Annotated in this window: 25 protein-coding genes and 1 tRNA gene; 22 read left to right on the forward strand and 4 right to left on the reverse strand. The window is 60.3% G+C overall.

Annotation, left to right across the window (positions count from 1 at the left end):
• Positions 1-35 precede the first annotated feature (35 nt).
• Positions 36-455 carry a secondary thiamine-phosphate synthase enzyme YjbQ gene (locus HHL25_RS02860; protein ID WP_315853015.1) on the forward strand — a complete coding sequence of 140 codons (420 nt, stop codon included), beginning with the start codon at positions 36-38 and terminating at the stop codon, positions 453-455.
• A 159-nt stretch (positions 456-614) separates the two neighbouring features.
• The gene (locus HHL25_RS02865) at positions 615-983 is read left to right on the forward strand and encodes a hypothetical protein (protein WP_169587075.1); all 369 of its coding nucleotides are present in this window, start codon (positions 615-617) and stop codon (positions 981-983) included.
• A gap of 116 nt (positions 984-1,099) precedes the next feature.
• Here the strand turns inward: HHL25_RS02865 and HHL25_RS02870 are convergent, their stop codons facing one another.
• A complete protein-coding gene (locus HHL25_RS02870) occupies positions 1,100-1,840 on the reverse strand; it encodes an SIMPL domain-containing protein (RefSeq protein ID WP_169587077.1) in 741 nt (246 codons plus the stop codon).
• Positions 1,841-1,995: 155 nt separating this feature from the next.
• Here HHL25_RS02870 and HHL25_RS02875 point away from each other — a divergent pair.
• A tRNA-Ile gene (locus tag HHL25_RS02875) sits at positions 1,996-2,071 on the forward strand.
• Between the two features lie 58 nt (positions 2,072-2,129).
• Here the strand turns inward: HHL25_RS02875 and HHL25_RS02880 are convergent.
• Both HHL25_RS02880 and HHL25_RS02885 read right to left on the reverse strand, forming a co-directional pair.
• The gene (locus HHL25_RS02880) at positions 2,130-3,218 is read right to left on the reverse strand and encodes a tyrosine-type recombinase/integrase (protein ID WP_169587079.1); all 1,089 of its coding nucleotides are present in this window, start codon (positions 3,216-3,218) and stop codon (positions 2,130-2,132) included.
• Positions 3,215-3,595, reverse strand: a complete 381-nt coding sequence (locus HHL25_RS02885; protein WP_169587082.1) for an Arc family DNA-binding protein — start codon at positions 3,593-3,595, stop codon at positions 3,215-3,217. The genes HHL25_RS02880 and HHL25_RS02885 overlap by 4 nt, the downstream gene beginning before the upstream one ends.
• Positions 3,596-3,693: 98 nt before the next feature.
• Here HHL25_RS02885 and HHL25_RS02890 point away from each other — a divergent pair, with 98 nt between their 5' ends.
• From HHL25_RS02890 to HHL25_RS02945, 12 genes are all read left to right on the forward strand, one after another.
• Positions 3,694-3,870, forward strand: coding sequence for an Arc family DNA-binding protein (locus HHL25_RS02890; protein ID WP_169587084.1), 177 nt, complete (start codon positions 3,694-3,696; stop codon positions 3,868-3,870).
• A complete protein-coding gene (locus tag HHL25_RS02895) occupies positions 3,854-4,099 on the forward strand; it encodes a helix-turn-helix transcriptional regulator (protein WP_169587085.1) in 246 nt (81 codons plus the stop codon). Before HHL25_RS02890 ends, HHL25_RS02895 begins: the two co-directional genes overlap by 17 nt.
• Entirely contained in the window at positions 4,096-4,392 is a 297-nt protein-coding gene (locus HHL25_RS02900) for a hypothetical protein (RefSeq protein WP_169587087.1), read from the forward strand. Before HHL25_RS02895 ends, HHL25_RS02900 begins: the two co-directional genes overlap by 4 nt.
• Entirely contained in the window at positions 4,389-5,165 is a 777-nt protein-coding gene (locus tag HHL25_RS02905) for a hypothetical protein (protein WP_169587089.1), read from the forward strand. The genes HHL25_RS02900 and HHL25_RS02905 overlap by 4 nt, the downstream gene beginning before the upstream one ends.
• A gap of 238 nt (positions 5,166-5,403) precedes the next feature.
• Entirely contained in the window at positions 5,404-6,150 is a 747-nt protein-coding gene (locus tag HHL25_RS02910) for a hypothetical protein (protein ID WP_169587091.1), read from the forward strand.
• A 10-nt stretch (positions 6,151-6,160) separates the two neighbouring features.
• Positions 6,161-6,493 (forward strand): DUF6074 family protein, encoded by a 333-nt coding sequence (locus HHL25_RS02915; protein WP_169587093.1) that lies wholly within the window; start codon positions 6,161-6,163, stop codon positions 6,491-6,493.
• The gene (locus tag HHL25_RS02920; protein ID WP_169587095.1) at positions 6,490-6,870 is read left to right on the forward strand and encodes a hypothetical protein; all 381 of its coding nucleotides are present in this window, start codon (positions 6,490-6,492) and stop codon (positions 6,868-6,870) included. The genes HHL25_RS02915 and HHL25_RS02920 overlap by 4 nt, the downstream gene beginning before the upstream one ends.
• A 51-nt stretch (positions 6,871-6,921) precedes the next feature.
• Positions 6,922-7,527 carry a hypothetical protein gene (locus HHL25_RS02925; protein WP_169587097.1) on the forward strand — a complete coding sequence of 202 codons (606 nt, stop codon included), beginning with the start codon at positions 6,922-6,924 and terminating at the stop codon, positions 7,525-7,527.
• Positions 7,524-8,300 (forward strand): HK97 family phage prohead protease, encoded by a 777-nt coding sequence (locus HHL25_RS02930; RefSeq protein WP_169587099.1) that lies wholly within the window; start codon positions 7,524-7,526, stop codon positions 8,298-8,300. The genes HHL25_RS02925 and HHL25_RS02930 overlap by 4 nt, the downstream gene beginning before the upstream one ends.
• Positions 8,297-8,542 carry a hypothetical protein gene (locus HHL25_RS02935; RefSeq protein WP_169587101.1) on the forward strand — a complete coding sequence of 82 codons (246 nt, stop codon included), beginning with the start codon at positions 8,297-8,299 and terminating at the stop codon, positions 8,540-8,542. The genes HHL25_RS02930 and HHL25_RS02935 overlap by 4 nt, the downstream gene beginning before the upstream one ends.
• The gene (locus tag HHL25_RS02940) at positions 8,539-8,724 is read left to right on the forward strand and encodes a hypothetical protein (RefSeq protein ID WP_169587103.1); all 186 of its coding nucleotides are present in this window, start codon (positions 8,539-8,541) and stop codon (positions 8,722-8,724) included. The genes HHL25_RS02935 and HHL25_RS02940 overlap by 4 nt, the downstream gene beginning before the upstream one ends.
• A gap of 146 nt (positions 8,725-8,870) precedes the next feature.
• Positions 8,871-9,203: a hypothetical protein gene (locus HHL25_RS02945; RefSeq protein ID WP_169587105.1), complete on the forward strand. Its 333-nt coding sequence runs from the start codon at positions 8,871-8,873 to the stop codon at positions 9,201-9,203.
• 634 nt (positions 9,204-9,837) lie between these two features.
• Here the strand turns inward: HHL25_RS02945 and HHL25_RS02950 are convergent.
• A complete protein-coding gene (locus HHL25_RS02950) occupies positions 9,838-10,743 on the reverse strand; it encodes a hypothetical protein (protein ID WP_169587106.1) in 906 nt (301 codons plus the stop codon).
• Between the two features lie 179 nt (positions 10,744-10,922).
• Here HHL25_RS02950 and HHL25_RS02955 point away from each other — a divergent pair, with 179 nt between their 5' ends.
• The 7 genes from HHL25_RS02955 to HHL25_RS02985 all read left to right on the forward strand — a co-directional run bounded on the left by HHL25_RS02955 (position 10,923) and on the right by HHL25_RS02985 (position 16,665).
• A complete protein-coding gene (locus HHL25_RS02955) occupies positions 10,923-11,186 on the forward strand; it encodes a hypothetical protein (protein ID WP_169587107.1) in 264 nt (87 codons plus the stop codon).
• A 105-nt stretch (positions 11,187-11,291) separates the two neighbouring features.
• The gene (locus HHL25_RS02960; protein ID WP_169587108.1) at positions 11,292-12,869 is read left to right on the forward strand and encodes a hypothetical protein; all 1,578 of its coding nucleotides are present in this window, start codon (positions 11,292-11,294) and stop codon (positions 12,867-12,869) included.
• Positions 12,870-12,907: 38 nt separating this feature from the next.
• Positions 12,908-13,450, forward strand: a complete 543-nt coding sequence (locus tag HHL25_RS02965; RefSeq protein ID WP_169587110.1) for an SGNH/GDSL hydrolase family protein — start codon at positions 12,908-12,910, stop codon at positions 13,448-13,450.
• Between the two features lie 144 nt (positions 13,451-13,594).
• A complete protein-coding gene (locus HHL25_RS02970; protein ID WP_169587111.1) occupies positions 13,595-13,867 on the forward strand; it encodes a hypothetical protein in 273 nt (90 codons plus the stop codon).
• 21 nt (positions 13,868-13,888) lie between these two features.
• Positions 13,889-14,620 (forward strand): hypothetical protein, encoded by a 732-nt coding sequence (locus HHL25_RS02975; protein ID WP_169587113.1) that lies wholly within the window; start codon positions 13,889-13,891, stop codon positions 14,618-14,620.
• A gap of 456 nt (positions 14,621-15,076) precedes the next feature.
• Complete coding sequence (locus tag HHL25_RS02980) at positions 15,077-16,186, forward strand: hypothetical protein (RefSeq protein ID WP_169587115.1); 1,110 nt, start codon at positions 15,077-15,079, stop codon at positions 16,184-16,186.
• Positions 16,186-16,665 (forward strand): hypothetical protein, encoded by a 480-nt coding sequence (locus HHL25_RS02985; RefSeq protein ID WP_169587117.1) that lies wholly within the window; start codon positions 16,186-16,188, stop codon positions 16,663-16,665. The genes HHL25_RS02980 and HHL25_RS02985 overlap by 1 nt, the downstream gene beginning before the upstream one ends.
• Positions 16,666-16,700: the final 35 nt, after the last annotated feature.

Here is a 16,700-nt window from a genome sequence, read left to right on the forward strand (position 1 = left end):
AGGCTGACCGGCCCAATCCCGCGGGGGAGGTGCACGTGCTGCGACGATTGACGATCGAGACCCGGGGGCAGGGTATCTACGAATTCACGCAGGAGGCGGCGGCATTTGTCGAAGAGGGGCAGTCCCGCGAGGGGTTGCTTACTGTCTTCGTGCGGCACACCTCCTGTTCGTTGCTCGTCCAGGAAAATGCCGATCCGTCCGTTCGGCGCGATCTCGATACCTTCCTCCGCCGCCTGGTGCCGCCGGCGAGTGATGCGCAGATGGGCTGGATCACCCATCGCGAAGAAGGCCCGGACGACATGCCGGCCCATATCAAGGCGGCCCTCATGCAGGTCTCGATCGGCATTCCGGTCGCCGACGGGCGCCTGATGCTCGGGACATGGCAAGGGATCTATCTGTTCGAGCACCGGGACCGGCCGCATCGTCGCGAGGTCGTGCTGCATCTTGCCGGCTGACAGGCCTTTTCGCCGCCGGAACGCGGCAGTCTCCATGAATGATCGGTGAATGGCCGGTTCTGATCCCATTCAGGCCGGCCGATGCATTCTCCTCCCAATCGCTGAGGACAGCGGGAAGTGTTCCCGGCGAATGCCGAACCATCCTAGAGGAGAAGATCCATGACCGCATTGTTCAAGAAGCTTGGCCTCGCAGCCCTCGTCACCGTCGCCGCCGCCGTCGGCGGCATGTCCACCGCCAATGCCGGTGGCGACTTCGGCTGGGGCGTCTATATCGGCGGCGGTCCCGGCCCCGGCTATGACAGGGACTATCGCCATGGCGACCGCGAATGGGGTCATGGCCGCCGCCATCACCGCCCCGAATTCTGCGCGCCGGGCCATGCCGTCGAAAAGGCCCGCTGGAACGGCCTTCGCCGCGCCCATGTGCAGGATGTGACGCCGCGGCGCGTGGTCGTCGGGGGCTTCCGTCACGGCGGCTTCGACCGCATGGTGTTTGCCAATGTGCGTGGCTGCCCGGTCATCCGCTACTGATCGGCAGCGTGTAATCGCGACGACAAAAGAAAAGGGGCGCCATCCGGCGCCCCTTTTTCGCGTCTCCCCGCAGGGAATATCGCCGGCGGCCCTTCGGGTCCGCCGGCGATATTCCTTCACTGATCGATGGCGTAGGTGATGTTGACTGTCACCGTATAGGTGTTTTCGCCGCCGGCGATCGGCGGTGCCGCGTCCGACATCTCCTTGGCCATGGTCGTGCGATACATCGGCTGGGCCATCGGGCGGGCGAAGTTCTCGCTGATCTCCACGACGCGACCGAGTTTGACGCCGGCGCTTTCGGTGAGCAGTTTCGCCTTGTCGATCGCTTCCTTGACCGCGGCCTTGCGGGCCTCGGCGACGGCGGCGTCCGGCTTGTCGTTGGTGAAGACGATGTTGCCGCCCTCGTTGACGCCGAGCTTGACGGCGGCATCGATCAGGGTGCCGAGTTGGTCAAGGTCGCGGACCTTGAGGGTCAGGCCGTTGGTGACCCGGTAGCCGACGATCTCCGGCGCCTCGTAATTGCCGTCGCCGGTCTTGTCCTGGCGGTAGAGTGGATCGACCGAGAAGTTCGAGGTCTGGATGTCGCGCTCGGCGATCGACTTCTTCCGAAGGTCGGCGATGACATCGGCCATGGCGGCGCTGTTGGCCTTCAGGGCCGCCTCGGCGGTTTCCGCCTCGCGCACGACGCTCAAGGACAGGATCGCCATGTCGGGGGCGATTGCGACTTCGCCTTCGCCCGAAACGATGATGGTTGCCTCGCGCTTTTCCTGCTCGGCGGAGAGGGCCGGCAGCGGCAGGGCGGCGGCGGAAAGGAGGGCGGCAGCGAGGACGAGCCTCGGGGTCTTCAGGTGGCGCATGTGTTTTTCCTAGATTGGCGTCCCTTACACATGCCTTGATGACCGGTGATTGTGAAGCCATTGCGGCAGAGGCTTGTCGCTGCCGGCGATTTGGGCTAGAGCGGTCCGCACCGGTGCGGGGACCATTGCCCGCCCCGAACGGCAATGCGCCGGGCGGGCCTGTAGCTCAATGGTTAGAGCCGGCGGCTCATAACCGCTTGGTTGGGGGTTCGAGTCCCTCCGGGCCCACCAAAAATCCATAAATAACAATGTCTTAAATATCGGTTAGCCTAAGGGGTTAGCCAGCCGGTTAGCCACGCTTCTTCTTGCCCTGCACTAGGCGCGTCACCTTGCTCATGGCGTCCCTCGCCAGAATCGCCTGCGATGCTTCCCGGCTGTAAAGCTCGGCATGCTCGATATCGTCGTGCCCGAGCGTGTCCATCAACTGCCGAGTGCTCGCGCCACCTTCCGCCAGAAGCTTGCCGAGCGTCTTCCTGAGGCCATGGAGGGTGAGACCACAGGGCAGGCCGGCGCTTTCGGTCCAGTCGGCCATGCGGCCGGTCAGCGACTTCTCCGAGAACGGTTTGCCGTAGGCAGTCACCAGGACGGTATCGCCTCGGCGGGGCATGGTCTCAAGCGTGGCTCGAAGCATGGGCGTGATGGGCAGCACCAGGCGCTTGCCGCCCTTCGTCTGCTCGATGGTGACGACGTTCCGCCGGAAGTCGAACATGTCCCACGTGACCTTCGCCACGTCGGAACGACGGTTGCCCAGCCACAGGGCGAGCGCATAGCACGTCCTCGGCGTGGTGCCGATCGCCCACCGGGCTTCGAAAGCTTCACGCTCGGCTTCCGTCCAGGCGCGCCAGCCCTTGTACTCCGGCCGGTAGGAGAGTTTGTAGGTCGGATCGATCTCGATCCACTCTTCATCGAGCGCGACGTGCAGCATCTTCCGGATCGCCACCAGCAGATGTTTTGCTTTGTGCGGAGTGCTCGAGAAGTGGGCGAGAATTTCCTTCATATGCCGGCGCTTGAGATCCTCGACGAGCATCTCTCCCCAAACGGCCGGATCGTCGGCCACAATCGGCAGCTTCAGGAACTCTTCTGCAAGCCGGACATTCTTCGCCTTCGTCGCGTCGTCGTGCCGGATCCACTCCGGTGTGCGCAGAACGCGCTTCCACGCGTCACGGAACGATTTCGGAACCGTGGCGCCGGGATGGGCGACGACGGACGCCTTTCGCGCCTGACGGCCTTCGATCGCCGCCTGATAGGCTTCCTCGAAACCGGGCTCACCCGGCTCTCCGGCAATGGAGATTGTCTTGCCGGCGCGCCTATAGCGCCAGCGCGTGCGGCCGTGCCGATCCTGGAAGCTCGATAGATACGGGCGGCGCTCCTCAGTCATTCACCGTCCTCGTGATCCATCGTGGAATCGGAACGCTGTTTCCGGATTGCTTGCCCTCTGGCTGCGGAACTCTCGCTCTGGGCGTGGTAGTGTTCCTCGAGGGCGAGGAGTTGGTCGAGCTTGGCCTCAATGCTGGAGAGGCGCTTTTCTACTGACGAGGTCTCAGCACCACGGAAAAGATGCTGCAGTTCCACCGAGTAGCGTTCCAACGTCTCGTCGTATCCCACTTCACCGAAAGCGTCTTCGAGCAGTCGAATAATCTCAGAGTTCATGGAACGACCACTCGCTTCCGCCGCGGCCTTGATGCGAGCGCGCAAGCCGTCCGGCAGGCGCAGGACATATTTGTCTTGAGGTTGGATAACTTTTTTCTCTGTCATAATGGCTACTAGCCACAAAATATAGATTGACACAATAGCGGCTAGTAGCCATGGTTAATCAATGGTGGCTACCAGCCATTAATCTATAGGAGCCGAGCATGAACCATGAGAAGTTGGGCACACCCGTTGCAGTCAGGCTGCCGGAAAGCCTCAGCAGCCAAATTCGTCGCCAAGCGGCAGCTAACCGCCGCTCCCTCAACTCTGAAATCATCGTGTGCCTGGAGAAGGCAGTCGCCAGCACGACGGAAGGAGAGAGTAATGGCACGCGGGCATGACGGCATCGCTTACGCGCCTCGAGGCCTCTGCCGCGAGGAGGCCGCCCGCTATGTCGGCGTCGGCACGACGAAATTTGACGAGCTCGTCGCAGCCCGTCGGATGCCCAAACCAAAGCGCATCGATGGTCGCACAGTCTGGGACCGTGTCGCCCTCGATGCCGCCTTCAGCGATCTGCCCGACGACGGCGTGAACCGCATCGACCAGCTCCTCGCGCGGAGGACATCATGACGCTCCAGACAGTTACCGAGAAGGTTGTGATTCGGATGCTCAACGCGGCGGCCTTGATCTATGGCGACCTGCCGATCGAGCGGCACGGCGAGCCCGCTGAGTTCCGCGCGGTGCTCGACCTCGCGATCGGCATTATCCGAGCCCGGGCCGCCCACCGGGCGGCTGCCGAACAGCACGTGAAATTGAAGCTCGTCGCGGGCGGCGCTCGCCCGCGGAAACAGAAAGGCCCGGCAGCGACGGCAATCGCTCCGGACCATGGTTCAATCGTATCTCCTGAGAGGAAAATCGCATGAACACCACCACCAATATCACGGCGCCTGCCGCCTCGGCAACCGCGCGCGTCGAGCAGCTCGTCGCCGACCACATCAATGCCGTCACCGAGCACTATCGGCGGTTCCAGCTACGGGGACGCGGCCTCGCCGGCCAAGAGGAGGTCAATGCAGCACTGAAGAACGTCGAGCAGACGCTTGTCGCCCTCTGTGCGGCCCGGGCGGACACGCCGGCGGATGCTGAGCTGAAGGCCGGCTACCTGAGGGACAACCTCGCTGAGGCCGCGTGTGAAAACACCGATCTCTTGAACGCGGCCATCGGCGCGCTCATCGATGCCGGTCGACCTGCAGCAGTCGGTCCTGCCGACGATGGTGCAGAGCGTCCGTGCCGGTTGAAAGCGCTCATGGCGGAGATGAGTGTCGAGCTGATGCGCTGGCGGGGTGGTGGTCACCGCGCGATTGTCTATCCCGCCGACTGCCGTCAACCGTCCAACCTGCAGGATCTGCTGCTGATCCCCGATGAACCCGCGCCGCCGGTGCGTGTTGCCGGCTGCAGGGCGGTGAATGGTGAGAGTTCCGTCGCAGTCGCGCGGTTGAAGGATGCCATTTCCGAGGCCGTCATGGCCTCCGGCATCGCCGAGACTGTCCTCGAAACCTGTTTCTCCGGAGCGCCGGTAGCGACCGAGGACGGCCGCTTCTACATGGTCGAATACGCCGCGGCGAACCGCCTCCAGTTCGCCATCGTCCAGGCCGAGCGGCTCCTTCACGTCATCGACGACATTGCGGAGGAACTGTGACCAGCGCTCATAACAGCGCGCCGGCGGCGGAATTCGCCGGCGCCGTTCAGGACCCACGCAAAACTGCTGGGGCCCAAGATTGCGGAAAATCCGCGGAAAAGAACGGGAAAACCCGTGGAAATTCTCGGACACCTCATTCTCACAGCCGTGAAGCATCACGGGTAGATCAAGGAATTCACTCGTGATCGCGAGCAACAGACGAAGAGTTGAAACTCAGCCTGGTCGAACGGATCCGCCAATGAGCGACCCGTCGAACGTGCGGCAGGTCAACATTCGGACGGACGAACGATATCGCTGGATGAACTTGATAAACAAGACACCCGGGTTGCCGGCCACAGCTTACCGCATTGCATTTTACTTTGTCGACGAGTGCGCCGGGCCCAAATCGCTGGGCATTTTCCCACGGCAGTCGACCATAGCAAGCGAGCTGGAAGTGAAAATCGACGTCGTGAAGCGCGCACTCAGACGGATGGAACAACTCGGTTTTATCAGGCGCGATACCAGGGCCGTCGAGCGCGATAGGCGATCGACCTACTACCTCCTGATGTGGCCAGAAAAGGGGGCTGAAACGCACCCTATTTACGGGTCAAAATTGCCCCCTAAATCAGCCGAAAAGGGTGTGATTTCGTCCCGAAATAGGGGGCAAAAACGCCCTATAGAACCCGTCAATGAACCCATCTCTCCGCCTGAAGGCGGAGAGGAGAATATAGGGCAGTGTGGGTTTGTTATAGGGGACGAGTCATACGACGCGTCGAACTATGACCCCAATTGGCATCTGGACCGTTCCGAAATCGACCGTGGGTTTCCCGATGCCAGTGGCGCGCATGAAGCGCGCCCTGGCGAGGCGTTCTGTGACAGCCTCGATGAGGATCTTCTGGGTGTCTATCGAAACCTCGAGGAACGCGAACAGCGGCATCTTCTACGCCTTCCCGACGACAACGCCCGGCTCCGCTTCCTGCAATCACTCGCTGAATGCCCCTTTTGAGGAGATGATGATGCGCAATCCCGATCTGCCCCTCTTCACCTGGAAGCCCAGATCCTGCGTCGTGATGCCCTTTCCTCAGGCAAGGCGTATCGGCAAGGCGCGGAAATACGCCGCCACCGCCTATCGCCTTGAGGATGAGCCCAGGAGGCTGGCCTCCTACCGCGTCCGAGTGCGAAACGAGTTGATCCGGATGCTCGTCGAGGGCGGTGTCGACGAAATCACCGCAGCGGCCGAAGCCGTCGCATTCGATCTGATCATAGACCGCGAGATTGAGCGCCTGCGTGTCATGGACCGTCTCGGTCTCCTCGACGACACCCAGCTCGGCCCGTCCGGTGCCGCATGACCGACGGTGACGACGATCCGGACGGCTCCGGCGCGTCTGCGCGCGCGCCGGCCTACCTGCCGCCGCTGTCCCAGGTGATCGTCGAAAAGGTTTGCGAGCTCCATGAACTCGCGGACCTTTATGACAGTCCGGAGCTTCGGCGCATGGCGAGAGCCGGAATGCGCCAGCGGAGCGGCCCGCGTCCCATCAACGACGACTCCAAGCTTGCGGATATCGCTGCCCTGCTCGCCGACGGAAAGGCCGGATGTTTTCACGCGGCGGCAAAGACGGTCGTGCGGGCAGACGGGAAAATTCCCGTAGGGAAGCGCAAGAAAGTCATCGAGCGCCTTCGAAGAAAATGGAACAAGATCCAAAAAACCGTCCACGCATTTGTTTAAGTGGACGGCTGAGATCGGCAGACTGACCGCGAATCAAAAACGGGTCCGCCAATGCTGCTCAAGCTCAACCACTCCCAGACACCGACACCGCCGGCTATCCCCAAGCTCACCGATGTCTCGGCCACATACCAGGGGCTGCTCGATCGGAAGACCGCGCTCGAGGCGCGTCAGCGCGAACTACAGGCCGAAATCCGGAACTTCAAACCGATCAAGGCATCCGAGCGCGCTGAGCGAGCCGCGGCCCTGGCCAACCTCGGATCAGCCCCGCCAGTGAATGCGCAGCGCGACCTTGCGGAGATCTTCCAGGATCTCGAGGACACCAAGCAAGCGGTCGAGATCGTCGAAGCCATGATCCAGGCCGAGCGGGGAGCGGCATCGGCCGCGATCTGCGATCAGGTCGAGTCCGAGGTTCGGCGCTTGGTTGCCGACCTCGCTGCGGCCTTCATCGCGGTCAACCAGGCAGACCTGGCCTATCGCGCCTTCGCCTACGAGCTGACCGCCCAGGATATCTCATGGGTCAGCCGGTTCCGCCCGCTCCACGCCAACTGGCTTGGTGCCCCGGAGGGCAATCAGTCGAAGATCGCCGACTGGCTGCATGAGGCGGCGAACTACGGCATGCTCCCCAAGTCCGCCATTCCGGAGCACCTTCGCCGATGACCAAACGCCTCGCAATCCAGGGCTTTGCTACCCGCTACCGCAAGGCCTATATCGACGAAAATGGCATTTGCGCGCTCATGCCCGGCTGTTTTTCCTCTTCGATCAGGAGCGGTCAGGAGATCCATTTCCTGCGCGATCACGACGGCGCCCGCCGCGTCGGCTCCACTATGAGTGGACTCACCCTCTACGACTGCGAAGACGGCCTGGCCTTCCGCCTGGAAGCCCCCCCGAACTCAGTACTGGACGCGGTCCGAAGCGGCCATCGCCGCTCGATGAGCATCGGGATCACCATCGGTAAGCATGAGAAGGTTCGCGCAGACGGCGTCGAGTTCAACCTGATCCGCAAGGCCGACCTCGGCGAGATCAGCCTCGTTCACCGTCCTGCCATCAGAAACACCTGTGTCTCTGTCGTCGATCTCGACGAGACCGGCACCCTGCAGCACTGCGTTGATAGCGGCGCGCTCGCACTGCGTGGGGCTAGCACCGCCCTCAGCAACGCCGTCGACGATCTCTGCGATATGGCTTCCAAGAAGCTCGACGAGGACGCTGCTCTCATCAAAGACTTCGTCGCTTACGCCCGCGCATCGAGCCGGTCCGCATCGCGCGGCCAGCGCCGCGTCAACAAGCGGCGCGCGATGCCGATCGTCGACCTGTCTTTCGCCGAAAACTCCTATGCGCGACAGCCTGGTGCGTGGGAAACCTACGAGTTCTTCGCCGGCGACGGCGCCTTTGCCAACTTCATCAACGGCTACGCAAGGAGATCCGCACAATGAGCCACGAAGACATCCAGGCATGCGTAAAGCATATTGAAAAATTGAGAGCCAAACGTCTCCATCAGGAGCGCCTCGCCAGAGCCCGTGCCGATGCTGCAGTGAAGGCCGCGGCCGACGAGGCCGCCCGTGCTGACGCCCTCTCCTTCGAGGCGGAGCAATTGCTGGTTGGAATCGACTTCTTCAAGGGCAAACTGTCGTCGCTCGTCGACACCGCGGAAAAACCCGAGGTGGCCGCCCGATGAAAACCGCAATCGAACACCTGGAGCATGCCAGCAAGGTCAAGTTCAGTGAGGCACGCCAGGAGCGGGCACGCGCCACGCAACTGCAAAAGCAGGTCGACGAGGCGACTGCCCGAGCCGCATTCCTGGAGAGTGAGGCGCGGTCCTTGCTGGCCGGTGCCGACAAGCTCGAAGAGCGCGGCTGATGACCAAGCACCGGCGGCCGCCCGAGGTGAAGGGCAAGGGGGTATGGGAGGGTAAATCTCTCCCACCTCATGGGTCTATACCAGTCCGGGCCTTCGTTCGCGCAACGAGCAAAATAGACGCCCCCCCTTTCCTGAGGGGCTGTTGAATGCCCAACATCGCATTTTTGTCGGTCGCGCGGCCCTCGGATTCCGCCGAAAATGACATCGGCCTAGCGCCGATCCTCATGCGTCGGGATGAGGTAATCAATCTGAAGAGCGCGGTCCACCTCACCGGCCGGAGCGAGAAGACAATCCGAAATTGGTGCCATGAGTTCGGTATCGGCGTGCAGGCCTGCCCGGGCGCGCCCCTGGAAATATCAGCGCCCGCCCTGGAAATGCTCCGCCACGGTGATCTGGTTGCCTTGGATCTGTTGCGTCATGGGAGACGCGACCATGACCGGGTACGTCGATATTTCGACCATTTGGGCCTTCCAATCTGACCGCCGAAGGCTTCCAACCGCTTCCAATCCTGCGAGAAGCCGATCCGTGGTCTGCTGGGCCATCGCCCACAGCACCTCCGAGGCCTGCTCAATGAACGTCGTTAAGCCCCGACCAAAAGACCCCACCGTCAATCTCATGCTGAACGGCGGTCGGGTGACTTCAAGTTTCCGAGCCGCGCTATTCGCGGCAGCCAGCTGTGCCGGCGTGAGCGTCAATGAGTTCGTCTTGCTGGCCTGTGGTGAGAAACTTCGCCGTTCTGGCAGCCGGTTCGTTGGGGTATTCGAGTCCGGCGATCTCCCCGTTTCTTCGGACGCCCGGGCAGCAGGCGACCTTCGATCGCGCGTCACCCCACTCACTAACGACGGTTTGGTCCATGCACCGGTCGACTGACAGTGAATGGACAAGCCCTGACCGCATGCCTCGCAATGCCAGCCATCTTTCTCAGGGTTCGACCGACCTGAAGCGTTTCGCGACTACAGGAACCGGTCAAGAAAACTTCGGTACCGTTGCTTCAGTGCATGCAAACGGGATGCCGCCTCGTCAGGGGTTAGCTTTCCCTGATCGTGCAGACGGCGAATTTCGGCCGCTTCCGTCCTCAACTCCTCGAGGCGCTGAGAGTGCTTCGAACCGGTGTCACTTGGCGGACTTGATTGCTCTTTGACGGCTGCGACCATCTCTAGCCTCCTGAACGAGTTCCCCGATGTGGTTCAGTATTGGTTCACATGTAACTACTATAGCACTCGACCTGTTCCCATAGAAGGCGTATGGGCGCCTGCAATCTATCGAAACAAAGCCCCGGACCAGTTTCTCCTGATCGGCCTCGATGACAAGTGGGTAAAAGAAGATTGATCTATACTCCACCTTCGATTGCGTGGGGCTGGAGACGACTTTCCCGAATTCCTTCGTGTCGTGGACCACGCGGGGCAGCCCTCCACTGATGCAGGCATAATGGCCCAACAGCTTGTCGGCATCCACTTCGCGGTTCACCGGCCGCAAGTTACCAGGATTGCGATGCCGAACCTTCATTTTGGTCCGGCTGTTACCAGAGTAAAGCAGCAACGAAACCGATATGTCACCACTCTGCGACTTGGTGATTTGGCGAGAGAAGATCTCCAGAATTCCCAAGCATGCGCGTATCGCGTCATCCCTTTCTCTGTCGCCCAAGGTGAGTTCCACTTTGTGCGCCGCCAAGAGATCGCCGAACCGGATCACGATGTCGCTCTCGTTGTCGCCAGCGCTGGTTGCCTTGTCTTTCGACAGGTTGTCCAAGAACGACACAGTGCTGTGCCCGACGAAAATGGCGGCGCCGACGGCTGTGGCAAGAACACCGGAAATCGTTCCGTAGACCCAGGCTACGGCCGGGGCCGAAGAGGCCATCCCCGTCTTCGCCGACCAATGGAGCAGTCCATAGAAACGGAAGCGCTTTGGAACTCGATTGTGGATATAGCCCTTGAACCATCGGACAGTCTTCCGAGCAAATGACGGATCGTCTTGAATCCATGATTGAATTTTGTCCGAGAACTTGTCGGGATTTGCCACTTCAACTCGCTTAGCGTGTTAGCGTTTTGTTTTTCAATTCTGTGGCCTGTTTTTCTTGGCTTTCCAGCCCCCAGCAGAGTTTTCCTCAGAAAAAACGAGCAAACGCTGCCGGACGCTTCCAATCAACAACCAACTGAGTCCATGGTCTTCTTCGGTCATATCTCTCCGAGAGGACCATCATGACGCAGTCGATCCCGCCGCATCTCTCGCCTCTGGGCGCTTCTTTCGCGGCGGCTTACGTCGCGCTCAACTCGACCAAGGTGCTGGTCGACCTCCTAGTGTCCAAGGGGATCATCTCCGGCGATGACGCTCACAATGTGATGACGACGATCGCGGAGCAAACCCGGGATGACACCGGTGGAAGCTCTGCCGACGAGGCTGCCGATGCCTTCATTCATTTTCTGGAGCAGCAGGCCAAGCGATACCGCAGTTCCAAGGGCTGATCACGCGCCTAAGGCAGGCGCGTGCCCACCCGTCGCCAGAAGCGGCAGGGCTTTTGATTAAGCCTATGTTCCGACAGGGTCATTTGCAGTTTTTTGAGAGGAAACATGGTGGAGCGTGCAAACACGATCTGGGCTGACGGCCCCTCCGGCTCCCCTGAACAGCCCGAAAAATCCCGAATCCGAGCGTGGGGAACCTGGCTGGAATCTGCCGTAGCCATTGGCCGATGGTTTGCAACGCGGGCGGAGGCGGCCGCTGAGGCCGCATTCCTTGGCGATGGCGCCGTAGTGGCGGTTTATGCGGATCCGACCGGAACAAACAATGGCCTTTACAAGATAGCCAGCCATGCACTGGTCAAAATCTCAGATTTTCTGCCAGGATGGCAGGTTGTGCGCCTTGCACCCTCGGTCGGAAGCACGGCCAATGCCTGGCGCTTTACGGCGACGCCATTTGCTCCAGTGACTGACGCGGCCGTGCTCTTCTTCGGCATCGCGCCCGTCACGAACACAAGCTCCAGCGTGACGGTTTCCTTCGATGGTGGCGTGACGACCCATGCAATAAAGACTGCAGCGGGCAACAACCCACCAGTTGGTGCGCTTGTCGCTGGCTTGCCATTCATCGCCGAAGTGGCGGAATCGGGCACCCAATTCAGGCTGCTTTCGGACTTTGCTTCACCCGCGGTGCAGGCGGCTTCCGAAGCAGCGCTTTCGACGATGCTCGCCCGCGTCGTGGGCAATTTCGCGTCGGATGCTGCCTGTGACAGTTACCTGACCGGCAGTGGTCTGACAAAGATCGCAGGCACCATCTATTTCAACACGACATCGTCGGCCTGGAAATACTGGGATAGCAGCTCGTGGCAGACGATCCCTTACGCGACGGTCGCGGACGGCTCGGTGACCGAAATCAAGCTGTCGTCCGGGGTGCTGAGTTCTCCGGCTGGCATGCCGATCAACGGTTTGCTGCTTTCCAACAATGCAGGTGCGCCAAATAGCGCTATTGATATCTCAAGCGGCAAGGCACGTGCCGTCGATCGCACTCTTGATATTGTCCACAACTCGGGCTGGACCAAGACAACGGGTCTTTTTTCGATTGGAAGCGGCAACGGCATGATGGATGCAGCCGTCCAAGCATCGAAGGTCTACCATGTCCATCTGATTTGGAACCCGACGACTGGAGCGCGTGACTTTCTCGCATCAACCTCTCCCACTGCGCCGACCATGCCGAGCGGATATACCAAGCGCCGACGCATAAGCACCTTCATGACTGATGGCAGCGGCAACATTCGAGCCGGCCAATGGAGACAGGACGGAAGCTTTCAGCTTGCGCAACCCCTTGTGGTTGCGCTGACCAGGGCGCTTGACGTTTTGTCTTTGTTGACGTTGCCCGTTCCGCTCGGGATCAAGATCGAAGCGCATGTTCAAATCGTGCTTTTCAATGGTGGCGGAACCGACGCGGGATTCTACGGAATTGTGCGCGATCCTGATACGGGCGCACCGGTCAATGACGCCAATCTGGGCCAGTATGGTCTGGGTTGGCGCAACGCGGGAAATACCTATGCAGGTCGCATTGCCGAATGGACCAGTGCGGCCGGACAGGTTTACACCGGCAGCTATCCAGCGTCCGCCAACAATAAGATGCATGTCTACCTGCAAGGTTGGCGTGATCTTCGGGATGAATTCGTATGAGTAGGCCTGTTTTTACAGTAGGTATTCACGGGGATAGCTTGACCGTGGATCGCTCGTCGCGCAACTGGCCGTTCATCATGGAGAAGAAGCTGCAGATCGGCCGTAGCGTGCGGGTGCGGACTATCACAACGGGAAGAGAGGGGCAGGCTTCGGGATGGGGACTTGCCAACATTGGACCGATTGCCGATGTTCGACCAGACATGACGATAATCGGCTTCATCAACGACGCGAATCCTGTGCAGTTGACGATTTCGCAAGCGGAGAGCAACTACCGCGCCATGATCGCGGCAGTGCGAGCAAAGGCCCCCGCTTCGGTGATCTACCTTGCCACGTTTTCTCAGGTCATGCCGGCTGCAAGAACATCCCCATTTAGCAATCTGACTGCGCTCGACAGTATGTTGCCGAACGTTGCATCAAGCGAGGGGGTGGGATTTATCAACGTGCGCGGAGCATGGGGCGATCCAACGGCCCATGCCGATGAGTTCACTGAAGCCGACCCTATCCATTGTCTCTTGTCCGGTCATCTTCGCGTTACGGTACCGGTCGTTTCGGCTGCCGTTGCCGCACTTTTGGATGCTTGATGAACTTGGACTAAGGACCGGTGGTGACTTCGCGTGCCCGGCCGAAGCACAGCGGATCACCGGCCAATGGCGGAACGCTGCCGAAGGCTTCCAGTTCTCATTTCTTGCCCGGACTGTTTCCCTACGGGAGAACCGGAGGTAACAATGGCCATTCGCAAGAGACACAAAGAGCGGACGCAATACATCGCCTGCGTTCTCTGGCTGATCGGCTATAGCTACACCACCATCAGCAAGGTGCTGAATCTGAAGCGAAGCCAGGTCGGCGGCATCATCGGTCGCAGCGAATACTCTGGCCGCTCCTCAATGACCATCGCCGACCGGAGAGCCAAGCTCAGCGAGCTTGAGGCGATCAGGTTCGACGATGGCATCTCGCTGGACGGCGGCATCCTTGATCGCGTCCCGTTCGAGGTCCTCTGAGGTCGGTGGAGGAGATTGGGCATGTCCACACTCAAAGCCCGCCTGCAGGCGGCACGGCAGGAGAAGAGGGGCCTCGCCAGCCGCGTGCTGCCACTCGTCGCGTTCTATGGCCGCGAGCCGACGTTGGAGCGTCGCCGCGGCGAATTCTACGCAGCGATGGCTAAAGCCTACGGCTGGGCCGAATGGAAGCAGCGCCCAGGCAAGAAGGAGCGCGAGATCGGCGGCGAGCCGGGTCGAGAGGGCCGACCGGCCCACATTACCCGGATCGGGATCGATCAGGCCTTCCCCGTGGACACGAACGCAGCGCCGCTTGAATTCCTCTATACGAAGGGCCTGCTGCAGACCAGGAACGACGCCCACGGCTCCGCCTATCGACGGCTCTCTGCCGGGCTCCGCTTTCGAAACCTCCTCGAAGGCTCGGAGATCTGCGGGCTCCGCGCGGCGAGCTTCGAGGGCGCTGGCGGCGGCAGCTCAACAGGGCTCCAGCCCGGAGAGTACAAGATGGAGTGCATTCGCTTCCTCAGTGTCATGCGTGGACCTGAAAGCGCCGGCGGGATGCCGGCGGATCTTCTGTCACTCCTCGAGGACGTGGTCTATTTCGACCGCTGGACATGGGAAGGCCGCAAGGGAAAGCAGCGGGACATCATGTTTGACGAGATCCGCAAAGCCCTCGACCGGGTTTCCGTCCCCCTCAGGCTGATGACCAGGTCAGGCTTCGACCAGCGCTGGCACCGCCCTGCGCCTAGAGCTTGAGGTCTCCGATCGGGCCTGGCACGGACAGTGCGCTAGCGCCCTTATAATCTTGTCCTAGCAGAGCCCGGCCTGCGGGTGCTGGTCCAATTCGCGGCTGTTGTCCATGGCCACGTCCACCAAGAGGTGCGATCGAATGATGCCGGCCGGAAGGCCGCAAATTACAGACTTGCATGCCGCGGGACACCTGGTTCTCGCCTCCCGCGCCGCGGCCAAATAGCGCTTCCACGCCGCCTCAAGCTCCAACGCCTCGGTCTGCCCGGTCCGACTCAGCGAGTAATTCGTCGTGCGTGACCTCCCCTTAGCCTCGCCGTATACGACACTTGCCGATGATCGCGGGAATATCCTTCAAATTGGACTTATTTTCTGTGCGCTGATGGGTGGTCTTGAGATTTTTAACCAGGCCCCACTCGCCTTTTACGCGAATATGTTGTTCAAAATGTTTCAAAGAGGGGCGATATGATACGCGTTGACATACATACACGAGAAATTTCACCGGATACACGTGTCTATGTGGCGCGGCCGGGACCCAACTATAAGTTCTTCGAGATTTTCATTGACCGCAATTTTGTCGGGCCTGACTTGCCTGGCCTTGATCTTCCGGAGTTCGGCGAGCTGTCAGAGGTTCATGATTTGGTTGAACGCGTAAAGCGTTCGGTTGAGATACGCCGGTATGCCCTGCGAGGCGAAAGAGACATAGAGCCTCCTGCGGCCGCTCTCGAAGACTACGTCAACACGCCTACAAGTCGTTCGATTTCACAGTTTCTTCGCGTGGCCAGGGCGTACTTTTCCCACATGAAGGCGGGCGATCTCGTCATTGTCCCCCCTGCCAATTTTCGCGGTCTAGCCCACATTGGTGAGCTAACCGGCCCCCCGAATCAGCTCAAGCCGGTCTACCCGGCGCTCTATACAGAAGCGCCCCTCTTGGGCCGCAACGTTGCTTGGCGTGGCGTCGTGGAGAAGGCGAAGCTCCCGGCGCAAACCCTTGATGCGCTCCAGAAGCCATCGCCCCTATTTCTCTTGGCTCGTGAGGCTTGGCCGAGTATCTTTCGTCGCTCCTATGGGTCCTACTCGATGCCGGGGGAATATGGAGCACGGTTCGAAATCACTTCGGAAAAATTTCAGACAACCGACGACTTCCGCATCCAGGCGTTTTTTAATTTCGTATCGAAGAATACCGAGTTGGTGGGAGTCGGTTCAAAGGACCTGCTTTCGCTCAAAGATGGCGCGTTTGCCACAACGGGAGCCGCACCCGACCTTTACACCAATGTTAACTCTCCCGGTGGTCTTTCATTGAAATCCGCGGTGGTGACCCCTATTGTTATTGCCGTCATGCTGGCGCTGGCGGTCACTGTTGGACCAGATGCGTTTGCTGCGGCCGAAGCTGGTACATTGGTGTTCGGAAATTCACAGGCTCCTGCCGGTGACCAGTGCACCGTCGAAGTAAGCGCTCAAGTAGTCACACAGCTTAAATTGTTGGGTTTCGATCGGTGGACGGAAGCTTGCGAGGTGGCAAGGGCGGCTGCCGCCAAAACCGGGATAACAACTACGGTGGGTATCGGAAACTGATGTTCGTGCAATTTGCAAAACTCCCCGACTGGCTTCGGAACGGCATCCTTGTCGTTGCGAGTGGCCTAATCGGCTGGTTTGCAAGTCAGTACATGGATTATAGGACTTCCTACAAAGACGGGCTGGGCCAAAACTACGAACGATTTGATGCCGCCGCTACGACTTTGCAGGAGTCCCTAATCCGGTTTGCTGACATCGCCCGCGGCCAAAAGTCAAAGTCAGACGAGGATGTAGCCAGTATTCAGACGCGGCTTTTGACTGCTGTCAGCGCCGCCGAGGACCTGCAGAGACGGATGAAGGCCGATCCTGAGATCATTGAGCGATACCGATCGGCGACGGTCGATCTGAAGCACGCATCTGATACAATAACGGGACCGCTTGATGCGAAGGATCTGCTAGAAGCGGTGAACCTCTACCTCGTCGCCGAGAAAGAGTTGCGCGACGAAGTGCTCCAGCAGCAGAACGCTTTCCTGTTCTAATCTATTGTCAGCGCCTGACCGGAGCTACCTGCCTC

Origin of the sequence: Rhizobium terricola (assembly GCF_012927355.1) — a bacterium.
GTDB lineage: Bacteria > Pseudomonadota > Alphaproteobacteria > Rhizobiales > Rhizobiaceae > Allorhizobium > Allorhizobium terricola.